Origin of the sequence: Pseudomonas sp. MAG733B (assembly GCF_036884845.1) — a bacterium.
In the GTDB taxonomy this organism is placed as follows: Bacteria; Pseudomonadota; Gammaproteobacteria; order Pseudomonadales; family Pseudomonadaceae; genus Aquipseudomonas.
This window is the reverse complement of the sequence record NZ_CP145732.1, coordinates 1,441,873-1,457,082: the sequence shown is the minus strand read 5'-3', so window position 1 is coordinate 1,457,082 and position 15,210 is coordinate 1,441,873. Positions and strand designations below refer to the sequence as shown.

The window sequence follows — 15,210 nt, the reverse complement described above, 5'->3', positions numbered from 1 at the left end:
TGTTTTCCACTGGAGAATCCCAATGGCGCTAGAACGCTCCGACGTGGAAAAAATCGCTCATCTGGCCTGTCTTGGCCTCAATGATGCCGATCTTCCACACATCACTTCGGCCCTCAACAGCATTCTCGGGCTGGTCGACGAAATGCAGGCGGTCAATACCGACGGTATCGAACCGCTCGCCCACCCACTGGAAGCCAGCCAGCGCCTGCGCGCAGACGTCGTGACCGAGACCAATAACCGCGAGGCTTACCAGTCCATCGCACCAGCGGTCGAAAACGGCCTGTACCTGGTTCCGAAAGTCATCGACTAAAGGGAAAGAGCCTGCAATGCATCAATTGACTCTGGCCGAGATCGCCCGCGGACTCGCCGATAAAAAGTTTTCCTCCGAAGAGCTGACCAAAGTCCTGCTGGCGCGCATCGCCCAGCTCGATCCACAGCTCAACAGTTTCATCAGCCTCACCGAAGACCTTGCGCTGACGCAGGCGAAAGCCGCCGACGCACGCCGGGCCAATGGTGAGAGCGGCGCCCTGCTCGGCGCGCCGATCGCCCACAAAGACCTGTTCTGCACCCAGGGCATCCGCACCAGCTGCGGCTCGAAGATGCTCGACAACTTCAAAGCACCGTACGACGCCACTGTCGTCGCCAAGCTGGCCGCTGCCGGGGCCGTGACCCTGGGCAAGACCAACATGGACGAATTCGCCATGGGTTCGGCCAACGAGTCGAGCTACTACGGCGCGGTGAAAAACCCTTGGAATCTGGAATACGTTCCAGGCGGTTCGTCCGGCGGTTCGGCGGCGGCCGTTGCTGCTCGTCTGCTACCTGCGGCGACCGGCACCGACACTGGTGGCTCCATTCGTCAGCCCGCTGCGCTAACCAACCTTACCGGCCTGAAACCGACGTACGGTCGCGTTTCGCGCTGGGGCATGATCGCCTACGCCTCCAGCCTCGATCAGGGCGGTCCATTGGCCCGCACCGCCGAAGACTGCGCAATATTGTTGCAAGGTATGGCCGGCTTCGATCCGAACGACTCCACCAGCATCGACGAACCCGTGCCGGACTACAGCGCCAGCCTCAACGGTTCGCTGCAAGGCCTGCGTATCGGCGTGCCAAAAGAGTATTTCAGCGCCGGTCTCGACCCGCGAATCGCCGAGCTGATCCACAACAGCGTCAAGGAGCTGGAAAAGCTCGGCGCCGTGATCAAGGAAATCAGCCTGCCTAACATGCAGCACGCGATTCCTGCGTACTACGTGATCGCGCCAGCAGAGGCCTCGTCCAACCTGTCGCGTTTCGACGGCGTGCGTTTCGGCTACCGCTGCGAAGACCCGAAAAACCTCGAAGACCTGTACAAACGCTCCCGCCGCGAAGGCTTCGGTCCGGAAGTGCAGCGCCGGATCATGGTCGGCGCCTATGCGCTGTCCGCCGGTTACTACGATGCCTATTACCTCAAGGCGCAGAAGATTCGTCGCTTGATCAAGAACGACTTCATGGCTGCCTTTAATGAGGTCGACATCATCCTCGGCCCAACCACGCCGAACCCGGCCTGGAAGCTCGGCGCCAAGAACAGCGACCCGGTCGCTGCGTACCTGGAAGACGTCTACACCATCACCGCCAACCTCGCGGGTCTGCCGGGCTTGTCCATGCCGGCCGGTTTCGTCGACGGTCTGCCGGTCGGCGTGCAACTGCTCGCCCCGTATTTCCAGGAAGGCCGCTTGCTCAACGTTGCGCACCAGTATCAGCTGAACACTGACTGGCACACCCGCACCCCAACCGGCTTCTGAGGAGACACACATGCAATGGGAAGTCGTGATCGGGCTGGAGATTCACACCCAGCTCACCACCCGGTCGAAAATCTTTTCCGGTAGTTCCACCACGTTCGGTTCCGAGCCGAACACCCAGGCCAGCCTGATCGACCTGGGCATGCCCGGCGTGCTGCCGGTGCTGAACCAGGAAGCGGTGCGCATGGCGGTGATGTTCGGTCTGGCGATTGACGCCGAGATCGGCCAGCACAACGTGTTCGCCCGTAAAAACTATTTCTACCCGGACTTGCCGAAGGGATACCAGATCAGCCAGATGGAATTGCCGATCGTCGGCAAGGGCCACCTGGACATCGCCCTCGAAGACGGCACGGTCAAACGCGTCGGCATCACCCGCGCGCATTTGGAAGAAGACGCCGGCAAGAGCCTGCACGAAGAGTTCAGCGGCGCCAGTGGCATCGACCTGAACCGTGCCGGCACGCCGTTGCTGGAAATCGTCTCCGAACCGGACATGCGCAGCGCCAAGGAAGCCGTGGCTTACGTCAAGGCGGTTCACGCGCTGGTCCGTTACCTGGGCATTTGCGACGGCAACATGGCCGAAGGCTCGCTGCGTTGCGACTGCAACGTGTCGATCCGTCCGAAAGGCCAGGTCGAGTTCGGCACCCGCTGCGAGATCAAGAACGTCAACTCGTTCCGCTTCATCGAGAAGGCGATCAACAGCGAAATCCAGCGTCAGATCGAACTGATCGAAGACGGCGGAAAAGTGATCCAGCAGACCCGCCTGTACGATCCGAACAAGGACGAAACCCGTCCGATGCGCAGCAAAGAGGAAGCCAACGACTACCGTTACTTCCCCGATCCGGACCTGTTGCCGGTGGTCATCGAGAACTCGTTCCTCGACGACGTGCGCGCCACCCTGCCGGAATTGCCACCGCAAAAGCGCGAGCGTTTCCAGGAGCAGTTCGGTCTGTCGGTCTACGACGCCAGCGTGCTGGCCACCAGCCGTGAGCAAGCCGATTACTTCGAGAAAGTCGCAAGCATTGGCGGCGACGCCAAACTGGCGGCGAACTGGGTGATGGTCGAGTTGGGCAGCCTGCTCAACAAGCAAGGCCTGGACATCGAAGAGTCGCCGGTTTCCGCAGAGCTTCTGGGCGGCATGCTGTTGCGCATCAAGGACAACACCATCTCCGGCAAAATCGCCAAGGTCGTGTTTGAAGCGATGGCCAACGGCGAAGGCAGCGCGGACGAGATCATCGACAAGCGCGGCCTCAAGCAAGTGACCGACACCGGCGCGATCTCGGCGGTGCTGGACGAAATGCTCGCGGCCAACGCCGAGCAGGTCGAACAATACCGTGCGGCAGACGAAGCCAAGCGCGGCAAGATGTTCGGCTTCTTCGTCGGCCAGGCCATGAAAGCCTCCAAAGGCAAGGCCAACCCGCAACAGGTGAACGAATTGCTGAAAAGCAAGCTCGAAGGCTGATGCAAATGGAGCCAGCCTTCAAATCTGGCTCCATTCCCTGTGGCGAGGGAGCTCGCTCCCGCTGGTCTGCGAAGCAGGCCCAAATCAGTCACCGCATTTTTTCAGCAAATGCATTGTCTGATTTTGCGACCGCTTCGCGGCCGAGCGGGAGCAAGCTCCCTCGCCACAATTTTTTGGGAGCCTTTGAAATGAAACGTCTACTCGGCGCCTGCGCCCTGCTCTCTCTGTTGGCCGGTTGCGCCAGCAACGACATCGTCGACCCGCACGGCTACGACAAAACCGGCGTTGCCTCGTATTACGGCGCCAAACACCAAGGCAAACGCACCGCCAGCGGCGAGCGTTTCGACAAGAATTCCATGACCGCCGCCCACCGCCAGCTACCCTTCGGCACACGGGTGAAGGTCACCAATCTGAACAACGACAGATCCTGCGTGGTGCGCATCAACGACCGCGGGCCGCATACTCGTGGCCGCCTGATCGATCTGTCCCATGAAGCCGCCGAACGCTTGGGCATGCTCAAGAGCGGCACCGCGCGGGTACGCGTGCAAGCCCTCGACTGACACCTGGAGCCCTGGCCATTTTCGGACTAGCCGACTTACCCCTGATCAACGTGGTCGAATTGCTCAGCGGGCTGTTCCTGCTGATTGCCGGCGCCGAATTGATGGTGCGCGCCGCGGTGCGCCTGGCAGCGCGGCTGCACGTTCGGCCGCTGATCATCGGCTTGACCATCGTCGCCCTCGGCAGCAGCGCACCGCAGATGGCCGTCAGCCTGCAAGCCACGTTGGCGCACAACGCCGACATCGCCGTCGGCAGCGTGATCGGCAGCAGCATTTTCAACATCCTCGTCACGCTCGGGTTATCGGCGCTGATCATTCCGCTGCGGGTTTCGCGGCAACTGGTGCGCCTGGATATTCCGCTAATGATTGGCGCCAGCCTGCTGGTGTTCGTCCTCGCCTGGAATGAAGAACTGACCCGCGCCGACGGCGTGATATTGCTGACGGCGCTGCTGGTGTATCTGGCGTTGTTGCTGCGCCAGTCGCGACATTCGGTGCGCCCGGTATCGAGTCACAACCACACCGGCGAAGCGCCGTGGTTCAGCAGCTTGCTGATGATCGTCGTCGGCCTGGCGATGTTGGTTTATGCAGGGCATTTACTGCTGGGCGCAGCGGTGGCGGTCGCCACTGATCTCGGACTGTCCGAGCGAATCATCGGCCTGACTATTGTCGCCGTCAGCACATCGCTGCCGGAGCTCGCCACTTCATTGATCGCTGCCTTGCGCGGTCAGCGAGAGATTGCCGTGGGCAACGTGATCGGCAGCAATTTGTTCAATCTTCTGGGGGTGCTGGGTTTGACTGCGCTGGTCGCGCCATCACCATTGTCGGTATCGCCCAATGCGCTGGATTTCGACTTGCCGGTGATGCTCGGCGTCGCGGCGTTGTGCCTGCCGGTGTTCTATTCCGGTTACCGGGTGACCCGCGCCGAAGGCCTGCTGTTTTTGGGTTTGTACCTGGCTTACGGCCTGCACGTGGTGTCGTTCACCACCGGCATGCCGCTGGCGGGCAAGCTTGAACACTTGATGCTGTTTTTCGTCCTGCCGGCGCTGTTGGCGTTCTTGCTGTTCACGTCGCTGCGCGCCTGGCGTCGCCAACACCATAAGAGGGAATTGCCATGACCGATAACAAGAAACCCGGCGTTGAAGTCCGACGCCAAGTGATGGGCGATGCCTTCGTCGACCGCGCGCTGGGCAATGCCACCGAGTTCACCCAACCGTTGCAGGACTTCGTCAACGAACACGCTTGGGGCGCTGTGTGGAACCGTGAAGGTCTGCCGCTGAAAACCCGCAGCCTGATCACCCTCGCCGCATTGACCGCACTGAAGTGCCCGCAGGAATTGAAAGGCCACGTGCGCGGTGCGCTGAACAATGGCTGCACCGTGGATGAGATTCGCGAGGCGTTGCTGCATTGCGCGGTGTATGCCGGCGTACCGGCGGCGATTGATGCGTTTCGGGCGGCGCAGGAAGTGATCGACAGCTACCAGAAGTCGGAGTGACAACTCAGCATTTGCAGTGAAAATAAAATTGTCATCGCGGGCAAGCCTTGCTCCTACAGGTATTGTGTCGTTCGCATAAATTGCTCCCGACGAAGATCCTGTAGGAGCAAGGCTTGCCCGCGATGGGGCCCTGAAGAACACCGAAATTCCCGGAGCTAAATCCACCCGCCCCACTGCAACAAAAAGATCCCGATGTTGGTAGTCACCGCCGCCATCAGCGTGGTGATCACGATGATCGCCGCCGCCAGTTCATGATTGCCATCGGCCGCGCGAGCCATGACGAAACTGGCCGCGGCGGTCGGGCTGCCGAAGTACAGAAAAAGAATCCCCAACTCCGCACCACGAAAACCCCACAGCCACGCACCGAGCGTCGCCAGAATCGGCAGGCCGAGCATTTTCACCAGGCTTGAACTAAGCGCCATCGAACCGCTTTTGCGCATCGCCGCCAGCGACAGTGTGCCGCCGATGCAGATCAACGCCAGCGGCAACGTGGTTTGCGCCAGATACTGGCCGGACGTCTCCAGCCATCCCGGCAGGCCGATTTTGAAGTACGCAAACGGCGCCGCCGCAATCACGCTGATGATCAACGGATTGACCATGACGCTTTTGCAGATGCTCCACGGATCGGACTTGATCACCGGGCTGTACACCGCCAGCACAATGGTCGAGAGCGTGTTGTAGAACAGGATCACCAGCGCCGCGAGAATCGCCCCGAGAGAAATCCCGTAATCGCCGTACATGCTGGCCGCCAGTGCCAAGCCGATCACGCCGTTGTTACCGCGAAAGGCACCCTGAGTGTAGATTCCGCGGTCTTCGCGCGGGCACTTGAAAATCGCCCAGCCCCAGGCAATGGCAAAGCACACCAGGGTCGCGAGGGAGAAGTAGATCAGCAGCGCCGGTTGCAGCGCGGCGTGCAGGTCGGCATGCAGGATGCCCAGAAACAGCAACGCCGGCATGGTGACGTTGAACACCAGGGACGACGCGGTGTGGATGAAGTTGTCGTTGATCCAGTCGATGCGTTTGAGCAAAACCCCGAGAAACAGCATGGCGAACACCGGTGCGGTGATGTTCAGGGTTTCGAGGAAAATTGCCAGCATGCCGGGAGGACCTTGGGGTGGGCGTCGTTAGGTGGCTAATGATAAGCCACTGAAGACTTCGGCGCCTGCTGGATCGCCCTCTTGAACAGGCAATGAATTACATGTGGCGAGGGAGCTTGCTCCCGCTGGGTCGCGAAGCGGCCCCAAAAGATGGGACTGCTACGCAGTCCAGCGGGAGCAAGCTCCCTCGCCACAGTCTCAGGTGATCGGCGCCGGGTTGAACAGGGTGATGTCGTTATGCAGCTTGTGCTTTTCAGCCCACGTCTGTTGCTTGCCGCTGGCCACGTCCAGGTAGTAGTGGAACAACTCCCAGCCAAGCTCCTCGATGGAAGCGCGCCCGGTAGCGATTCGGCCCGCGTCGATGTCGATCAGGTCCGGCCAGCGTTGCGCCAGTTCGGTCCGGGTCGACACCTTCACCACCGGCGCCATGGCCAAACCGTAAGGCGTGCCACGCCCGGTGGTGAACACGTGCAGGTTCATCCCGGCCGCCAGCTGCAACGTCCCGCAGACAAAGTCGCTGGCCGGGGTCGCGCAGAAGATCAGGCCTTTTTCCTTGAAGCGCTCGCCAGGACCGAGCACGCCGCTGATCGCGCTGCTGCCGGACTTGACGATCGAACCCAACGACTTCTCGACAATGTTCGACAGCCCGCCCTTCTTGTTGCCCGGCGTAGTGTTGGCGCTGCGATCCGCTTCACCCTTGGCGAGATAACGGTCGTACCAGTCCATTTCCCGTACCAGTTCCTGCGCGACTTCCTTGGTTTGCGCCCGAGAAGTCAGCAGGTAGATCGCGTCGCGCACTTCGGTGACTTCGGAAAACATCACCGTCGCGCCCGCGCGCAGCAACAGGTCCGAGGCATAACCCAGCGCCGGGTTGGCGGTGATGCCGGAGAACGCATCGCTGCCGCCGCACTGCATGCCGAGGATCAGCTCGGACGCCGGCACGGTTTCCCGGCGACGTTGATCGAGCTTCTTCAAACGGGTTTCGGCCAGTTCCATGATCTGTTCGATCATCTCGGTGAAACCGTGGCTGGAATCCTGCAGGCGGTACAGCCATGGCTCACTCAAGTCCACCGAGCTGTCGTTCTCATGCATCACCTGCCCGGCCTGCAATTTCTCGCAGCCCAGACTGATCACCAGAGCCTCGCCGCCCAGATTCGGGTTGCGCGCCAAATTGCGCACGGTGCGAATCGGGATGTACGCGTCCGTCGCGGTGATCGCCACGCCACAGCCGTAGCTGTGGGTCAGCGCCACTACGTCATCGACGTGCGGGTACTTGGGCAGCAACTCGTCCTTGATGCGCTTGACCGCGTGATCCAGCACGCCGGTGACGCACTGCACAGTAGTGGTAATACCGAGAATGTTGCGCGTGCCAACGGTGCCGTCGGCATTGCGATAACCCTCGAAGGTGAAGCCTTCCAGCGGTGCTGGCGCGGCCTGCACTTCGGTGGACAGCGGCAGGCTGTCCAGCGGTGGCGCGGTCGGCATGCGCAGTTGATCCTCCTTGACCCAACTGCCGCGTGGAATCGGCTGCAAGGCGTAGCCAATGACCTGGCCGTAACGAATCACCTGGCCACCCTCGGGAATGTCTTCCAGGGTGACCTTGTGGCTCTGTGGCACGAAGTCCACGGTGACCAGGCCATCCGCAAACTCGGTACCGGCCGGGACGCCCTGATCATTGACCACGATCACCACGTTGTCCCGCTCGTGCAGGCGGATGTAGCGCGGAGAGTCGGAATGTTCAATCAACTGCATGACGCCGCTCCTCAGGAATGCGCTTGAGACAATTTGTTGTTGGTTTCAGGACCGTTGACCGGTGGCTCTTTGAGCACCACACGCTTGATCGGACCAACGATGACCAGATAGCTGAACACCGCGACCAGTGCGTTGCAACCGACGAATACCAACGCCCATTTGAACGAACCGGTGGAGCTGATGATGTAGCCGATCACGATCGGGGTGGTGATCGAAGCGATGTTACCGAAGGTGTTGAACAAGCCACCGCTCAGACCGGCGATCTGCTTCGGCGAAGTATCGGACACCACGGCCCAGCCCAATGCGCCCACGCCTTTGCCGAAGAATGCGAGGGCCATGAAGCCGACGACCATCCATTCAACATCCACGTAGTTACAGGCCACGATGCTGCTGGAAACCAACAGGCCAGCAATAATCGGCGCCTTGCGGGCGAAGGTCAGTGTATGGCCTTTGCGCAGCAGGTAGTCGGAGATTACCCCGCCCAGCACACCACCAATGAAGCCGCAGATCGCCGGCAACGAGGCGATGAAACCGGCCTTGAGGATGGTCATGCCGCGTTCTTGCACCAGGTACACCGGGAACCAGGTCAGGAAGAAGTAGGTGATGCCGTTGATGCAGTATTGGCCCAGGTACACGCCGAGCATCATGCGGTTGGTCAGCAGCTGACGAATGTAGTCCCATTTCGGGCCATCGGCTTTTTTGCCTTTGCCCTTGTCCTGGTCCATGTCGACCATGCCGCCGTTGTCGGCGATGTGCTTGAACTCGGCATCGTTGATCATCGGGTGCTGGCGCGGGCTGTAGATCACTTTCAACCAGATGCCGGAGAAGATGATGCCGATCACGCCCATGACGATGAACACGTGCTGCCAGCCGAAGCTGTAGACGATCCAGCCCATCAGCGGTGCGAACAACACGGTGGCAAAGTATTGCGCTGAGTTGAAGATCGCCGAGGCGGTGCCGCGTTCAGCGGTCGGGAACCAGGCCGCCACGATACGTGCGTTGCCGGGGAAGGATGGCGCTTCGGCCAGGCCTACCAAGAAGCGCAGCATGAACAGCGCAACCACGGCCGTGGACATGCCGAACTCGCCGACATAACCCTGCAGCACTGTGAACAGCGACCAGGTGAAGATGCTCAGTGCGTAGATTTTTTTCGAACCAAAACGGTCCAGCAACCAGCCACCGGGAATTTGCCCGGCCACGTAGGCCCAACCGAATGCGGAGAAGATATAGCCGAGGGTAACGGCGTCGATGCCGAGGTCTTTTTGCAGGCTGGAGCCGGCGATTGCGATGGTAGCCCGGTCGGCGTAGTTGATCGTGGTCACCAGAAACAGCATGAGCAGGATCAAATAGCGGACGTGAGTCGGCTTCTGGGTCGATTGCATGTAGATGTACTCCCACAAATTATTTTTATGCGCGGGTGAATCTGTTACTGCTCCCTGTAGGAGCGAGCCTGCTCGCGATGGTCGTCAACGATGACGCGGGGCATCAGGTTTACCGCCGCGACCTCAAGACCATCGCGAGCAGGCTCGCTCCTACAGGGTTTTGCGTTTACGAACCGATGTAGGAGGTCTTCACGACCGTGTAAAACTCTTGCGCATAGCGACCTTGCTCACGTGATCCATAGGATGAACCTTTACGGCCACCGAACGGAACGTGGTAGTCCACGCCGGCGGTCGGCAGGTTGACCATCACCATCCCGGCCTGGGAGTGGCGCTTGAAGTGGTTGGCGTACTTCAACGACGTGGTGGCGATGCCCGCCGACAGACCGAATTCGGTGTCGTTGGCCATGGCCAGGGCAGCTTCGTAATCGGCCACGCGGACGATGTTGGCCACTGGGCCAAAGATCTCTTCCTGGCTGATACGCATCGACGCTTCGCTGTCGGCAAACAGGGTTGGCGCGAGGAAATAACCCTCGGTGTCGCAGGTCACCAGACCGCCGCCGCTGACCAGACGTGCACCTTCGGACTGGCCGATGTCGATGTACTTCATGTCCTGTTCAAGCTGGGCCTGGGAAACCACCGGACCGATGTCGGTGCCGGCTTTCAGCGCGTGGCCGACCTTGATCGACTTCATGCGCTCGGCCATGGCTTCAACGAACTTGTCGTGGATGCCGGCGGTGACGATGAAGCGGCTCGACGCCGTGCAACGCTGGCCGGTGGAGTAGAACGCGCTCTGTACCGACAACTCGACCGCTTGCTTGAGGTCGGCGTCGTCGAGAATGACCTGCGGGTTCTTGCCACCCATTTCCAACTGGACTTTGGCTTGACGCGACACGCAGCTGACGGCGATCTGACGACCGACACCCACGGAACCGGTGAAACTGATGCCGTCGACTTTCGGGCTGTGGACCAGTGCATCGCCAACCACACGACCGCTGCCCATCACCAGGTTGAACACGCCGGCCGGGAAGCCTGCGCGGGAGATGATTTCCGCCAGCGCCCAGGCGCAACCCGGCACCAGGTCAGCAGGCTTGAGCACGACGCAGTTGCCATAGGCCAGGGCCGGGGCGATTTTCCATGAAGGAATGGCAATCGGGAAGTTCCACGGGGTGATCAGACCCACCACGCCCAAGGCTTCGCGAGTAACTTCGACGTTGACGCCCGGACGTACGGACGGCAGATAGTCGCCAGACAGACGCAGGCATTCACCGGCGAAGAACTTGAAGATGTTGCCGGCGCGGGTCACTTCGCCGATGGCTTCAGGCAGGGTCTTGCCCTCTTCGCGAGCCAGCAGGGTGCCGAGTTCTTCGCGACGGGCGAGGATTTCAGTGCCGACTTTATCCAGCGAATCATGACGCGCCTGAATGCCGGAAGTGGACCACGCCGGGAATGCGGCACGGGCAGCATCGATGGCGGCGTTGACCTGAGCCAGGTCAGCCTTGGCGTAGTCGCCGATGGTGTCGCTGAGCTCGGACGGGTTGATGTTGGCCGAGTAATCGCCACCGGCAACCCATTCGCCGTTGATGTAGTTATCGAAACGCTTTGCATCTGCCACTTTGAGATCTCCTCACGCAAAAAGCCGCTGATTGCTCAGCGGCCTTACTTAAACGGATGTGTTACTGCGCACCCTGCTTGTCGATCAGCGCGGCGAGCATTTCGTACTCTTCGCCAGTCAGATCGGTCAGCGGTGCCCGTACAGGGCCTGCGTCATAGCCGGCAATTTTTGCCCCGGCCTTGACGATGCTCACGGCATAGCCAGACTTGCGGTTGCGGATGTCCAGGTACGGCAGGAAGAAGTCGTCGATGATCTTGCCGACGGTGGCGTGATCTTCGCGAGCGATCGCGTGGTAGAAGTCCATCGCGGTTTTCGGGATGAAGTTGAACACCGCCGAGGAGTAGACCGGTACGCCCAGCGCCTTGTAGGCAGCGGCGTAGACTTCGGCGGTCGGCAAGCCGCCCAGGTAGCTGAAACGATCACCGAGGCGGCGACGGATCGACACCATCAACTCGATATCGCCCAGGCCATCCTTGTAGCCGATCAGGTTCGGGCAGCGCTCGGCCAGACGTTCCAGCAGCGGCGCGGTCAGGCGGCAGACGTTACGGTTGTAGACCACGACGCCGATGTTGACCGATTTGCACACGGCTTCAACGTGGGCGGCAACGCCGTCCTGGCTGGCTTCGGTCAGGTAGTGCGGCAGCAGCAACAGGCCTTTGGCGCCCAGACGCTCGGCTTCCTGTGCGTACTCGATGGCTTGACGGGTCGAACCGCCCACGCCGGCCAGGATTGGCACGCTGGTGGCGCAAGTGTCGACGGCAGTCTTGATGATTTCCGAATATTCGCTGGCCGCCAGAGAGAAGAACTCACCGGTGCCGCCTGCGGCGAACAGAGCCGAGGCGCCGTATGGGGCCAGCCATTCGAGACGTTTGATGTAGCCAGCGCGGTTGAAATCGCCCTGTGCATTGAAATCGGTAACCGGGAAAGACAGCAGACCGGAAGAGAGGATGGACTTCAGTTCTTGTGGATTCATTATTCGAACACCCTGAGTTGCGACGTTTGTGTGAAATGACTGTTCAGCCTGCGCTGAAGTTGTAGGTCATCGTACAACTTAAAATACAACCGTCAACTGCATTTCATCGCTGGGGGTGAAAATTGTTCGACAAGAATGCATCCGGAAGCACTAATTCTTGCCTTTCAGGTCGGTGTACACGACAGCGTGCGCAGACAATGACGCGGGGTCTAGAGATATGTTGTCGGAAGATTGGGGTTGGGATTAGTAAACGAGGGGGAAATGACTGGGTTTTGTGAAATGGCTTTTGGCCCCTTCGCGAGCAAGCCCGCTCCCACATTTGACTCTCGGCGCACACAGATTTTGTGTCCGGCATGATCAAATGTGGGAGCGGGCTTGCTCGCGAAGGCGGCATATCAGCCAATGAGTCACTTGAGGCAGAAATTCTAACCCCGCTGCGCCTCAGCCTCTTCATGCGCATGACGCAACCGCTCACGGCTGTTGGTCAGGTGCAATCTCATGGCCGCACGCGCCGCATCGGAATCCTGGCGGGCGATGGCGTCGTAGATTTCTTCGTGCTCACGGCTCAGGCGATTCATGTAGTGCTGCTGATCATCATGGGCCAGCCGCGCCGAATTGAGGCGTGTGCGCGGAATGATGCTGGTGCCCAGGTGAGTCATGATGTCAGTGAAGTAGCGGTTGCCGGTGGACAGTGCAATCTGCAAATGGAACTGGAAGTCCGACGCCACTGCATCGCTGGCGTGGGAGACGCTTTCGTTCAGTGCATCCAGCGCCGCACGCATCAACGCCAACTGCTCGGAACTGCGACGTTGCGCGGCAAGGCCGGCGGATTCCACTTCGAGGCTGATGCGCAATTCCAGAATCGCCAGCACGTCACGCAGGGTCACCACGGTTGCCGGGTCGATGCGGAAACCGCTCGGGCTCGGCGTATCCAGCACGAAAGTGCCGATACCGTGGCGGGTTTCCACCTGCCCCGCCGCCTGCAAACGGGAGATCGCTTCGCGCACTACGGTGCGGCTGACGCCATGGGCATCCATGATCGCCGACTCGGTGGGCAACTTGTCGCCACGCTTGAGGTGACCGTCGCGGATCTGCTCGGACAGCACCGTCACCAGTTCCTGAGCGAGGCTGCGGCGCTTGCGAGGTAGGCGTGGTGCGTCGTTCAGGTTTTCCATGGTGAACATCTGTCTCGAAAAATTCGGCTGCTGAAACCGCATCATAGCGCAACGCGGTTGTACGATCACCACCACCCTTGTAGGAGCAAAGCTTGCTCGCGATGAACGATAACGCGGTCCCAGATCGAAAACCGCATGATGGCCATCGCGAGCAAGCTTTGCTCCTACCGGGGCATGGTGTTTATGCGGTCACGGTCTGGTCCACCAAATGGCCGTTCTCGATCCGCACATGCCGTGGATGGAAGCGCTTGAGACTGCTGCGATGGCCGACACTGACAATGCTCAGTCCCGGCAACTCATCGATCAGCGCTTGGTACAGCGACGCTTCATCCTCTTCGTCCATCGCCGACGTCGCTTCGTCCATGTACAGCCATTGCGGCGCATACAGCAGCGCGCGGGCAAAGGCCAGGCGTTGCTGCTCACCCGGGGAAAGCATGCGCTGCCAATGGTTGGCTTCGTCGAGACGTCCCACCAGATGCGGCAAGCGACAGGTTTCCAGGACGTGCACGTAGCGCTCGTTCGGATACGTATCGCCGGCCTGTGGATAACTCAGCGCCTCACGCAATGTGCCGATTGGCAGATACGGTTTTTGCGGCAGGAACAGATACCGCGCCGCCGGCAGGCGAATGCTGCCGTGGCCTGCGGGCCACAAGTGCCCCATCGCCCGCAACAGCGTCGACTTGCCGCTGCCGGAGCGACCGCTGAGCATCACGCGCTCGCCCTCTTCCACGGTCATGTCGGCATTGGTCAGCAAGTGACGGCCGTCAGCGAGATCCAGCCCAAGGTTGTGCATCTTCAAGGCCGAGCCCGTGTTCTGCACGTCGATGGCCGGTGCGCGCTCCTCGTTGTCGGTCATGGCCTGACGGAAACTGAGCAGACGATCGCAGGTGGCGCGCCATGAAGCGAGGCTTTGATAGGCACTGATAAACCAGCTGAAACTTTCCTGCACGTTGCCGAACGCCGAGCTGATTTGCATCAACTCACCGAGTTCGATCTTGCCCGAGAGGTAACGCGGCGCAGCCACGATGAACGGGAAAATAATGGCCGCCTGGCTGTAACCGGCGGTGAAGAACGTCAGGCGCTTGGACACCTTCATGATGTCCCAGAAGTTATGCCAGACCATCCCGAAGCGGCCGCTCAGCCGGCGGTTTTCGTTCGGTTCGCCGTTGTACAACGCGATGCTTTCGGCATTCTCTCGAATCCGCACCATGGAGAAACGCAGGTCGGCTTCGAAGCGTTGTTGTTGGTTGTTCAGACCGATCAGGCGACGACCGATCAAATGCGTCAACCAGCTGCCGACCACCGCGTAAACCAGCACGCACCAGAACATGTAGCCGGGAATGGTAATACCGAAGACTTCGATACTGCCCGACACGCCCCACAGAATGATCGAGAACGACACCAGGCTGACGATATTGCGCAGCAGCCCGATACCCAGTTCAAGGGTGTTGGAGGTGAAGTTGTTGAGGTCTTCGGAAATCCGCTGGTCCGGGTTATCGGTGTAACCGCCCTGCTCCAGCTTGTAGTAATTCTTGTCACTGAGCCAACGGGAAAAATGCTTTTCGGTGAGCCAGGCCCGCCAGCGAATCGTCAACATCTGGGTGAGGTAGAGGCGGTACACCGCGCCGACAATCGCCACCGCCGCAATCGCGCAGAAGTACAGAATCAGCCGCCAAAACGCCGCTTCGTCCTTCTGTTGCAGCGCGTTGTAGAAGTCCTTGTACCAGGTGTTGAACCACACCGAGATCCCCACGCTGATCAGCGACAGCGCAATCACCGCGATCAACAGCGTCCAGGCCTTGACCTTCTCTTCACTCTGCCAATAAGGCGTGATCATCGCCCACACTTTACGAAAAAACTGCCCGCGCACAGCATCGTTGACCGCGGAATACTCAGCGTTCTGATTCATGGATAAGGCTCGATAGAGAAAAGTACA

The 15,210-nt window shown here is 60.2% G+C and carries 13 protein-coding genes; 6 read left to right on the top strand and 7 right to left on the bottom strand.

Going from position 1 to position 15,210, the window contains the following annotated elements:
• The first annotated feature begins 22 nt into the window (after positions 1-22).
• The 6 genes from gatC to V6Z53_RS06510 all read left to right on the top strand — a co-directional run bounded on the left by gatC (position 23) and on the right by V6Z53_RS06510 (position 5,283).
• The gene (gene gatC, locus V6Z53_RS06535; protein ID WP_007976465.1) at positions 23-310 is read left to right on the top strand and encodes an Asp-tRNA(Asn)/Glu-tRNA(Gln) amidotransferase subunit GatC; all 288 of its coding nucleotides are present in this window, start codon (positions 23-25) and stop codon (positions 308-310) included.
• Between the two features lie 16 nt (positions 311-326).
• Complete coding sequence (gene gatA / locus V6Z53_RS06530; protein ID WP_338584694.1) at positions 327-1,778, top strand: Asp-tRNA(Asn)/Glu-tRNA(Gln) amidotransferase subunit GatA; 1,452 nt, start codon at positions 327-329, stop codon at positions 1,776-1,778.
• Between the two features lie 10 nt (positions 1,779-1,788).
• Positions 1,789-3,234: an Asp-tRNA(Asn)/Glu-tRNA(Gln) amidotransferase subunit GatB gene (gene gatB / locus V6Z53_RS06525; RefSeq protein ID WP_338584693.1), complete on the top strand. Its 1,446-nt coding sequence runs from the start codon at positions 1,789-1,791 to the stop codon at positions 3,232-3,234.
• Between the two features lie 188 nt (positions 3,235-3,422).
• On the top strand, positions 3,423-3,794 hold the full coding sequence (locus V6Z53_RS06520; RefSeq protein WP_338584691.1) for a septal ring lytic transglycosylase RlpA family protein: 372 nt from the start codon (positions 3,423-3,425) through the stop codon (positions 3,792-3,794).
• A 50-nt stretch (positions 3,795-3,844) separates the two neighbouring features.
• On the top strand, positions 3,845-4,906 hold the full coding sequence (locus V6Z53_RS06515) for a calcium/sodium antiporter (RefSeq protein WP_338584690.1): 1,062 nt from the start codon (positions 3,845-3,847) through the stop codon (positions 4,904-4,906).
• Entirely contained in the window at positions 4,903-5,283 is a 381-nt protein-coding gene (locus tag V6Z53_RS06510; RefSeq protein WP_338584689.1) for a carboxymuconolactone decarboxylase family protein, read from the top strand. The genes V6Z53_RS06515 and V6Z53_RS06510 overlap by 4 nt, the downstream gene beginning before the upstream one ends.
• Positions 5,284-5,438: 155 nt before the next feature.
• Here V6Z53_RS06510 and V6Z53_RS06505 read toward each other — a convergent pair whose 3' ends face one another.
• From V6Z53_RS06505 to V6Z53_RS06475, 7 genes are all read right to left on the bottom strand, one after another.
• The gene (locus V6Z53_RS06505; protein WP_338584688.1) at positions 5,439-6,380 is read right to left on the bottom strand and encodes an AEC family transporter; all 942 of its coding nucleotides are present in this window, start codon (positions 6,378-6,380) and stop codon (positions 5,439-5,441) included.
• Positions 6,381-6,578: 198 nt separating this feature from the next.
• Complete coding sequence (garD, locus tag V6Z53_RS06500; protein ID WP_338584687.1) at positions 6,579-8,132, bottom strand: galactarate dehydratase; 1,554 nt, start codon at positions 8,130-8,132, stop codon at positions 6,579-6,581.
• Positions 8,133-8,143: 11 nt separating this feature from the next.
• On the bottom strand, positions 8,144-9,514 hold the full coding sequence (locus V6Z53_RS06495; protein WP_338584685.1) for an MFS transporter: 1,371 nt from the start codon (positions 9,512-9,514) through the stop codon (positions 8,144-8,146).
• A 166-nt stretch (positions 9,515-9,680) separates the two neighbouring features.
• A complete protein-coding gene (locus V6Z53_RS06490; RefSeq protein WP_150703608.1) occupies positions 9,681-11,126 on the bottom strand; it encodes an aldehyde dehydrogenase family protein in 1,446 nt (481 codons plus the stop codon).
• A gap of 61 nt (positions 11,127-11,187) precedes the next feature.
• Positions 11,188-12,099, bottom strand: coding sequence for a 5-dehydro-4-deoxyglucarate dehydratase (kdgD, locus tag V6Z53_RS06485; RefSeq protein WP_338584682.1), 912 nt, complete (start codon positions 12,097-12,099; stop codon positions 11,188-11,190).
• 425 nt (positions 12,100-12,524) lie between these two features.
• Positions 12,525-13,274: a FadR/GntR family transcriptional regulator gene (locus V6Z53_RS06480; protein ID WP_338584681.1), complete on the bottom strand. Its 750-nt coding sequence runs from the start codon at positions 13,272-13,274 to the stop codon at positions 12,525-12,527.
• Between the two features lie 181 nt (positions 13,275-13,455).
• Positions 13,456-15,183 carry an ABC transporter ATP-binding protein/permease gene (locus V6Z53_RS06475; protein WP_338584680.1) on the bottom strand — a complete coding sequence of 576 codons (1,728 nt, stop codon included), beginning with the start codon at positions 15,181-15,183 and terminating at the stop codon, positions 13,456-13,458.
• Positions 15,184-15,210: the final 27 nt, after the last annotated feature.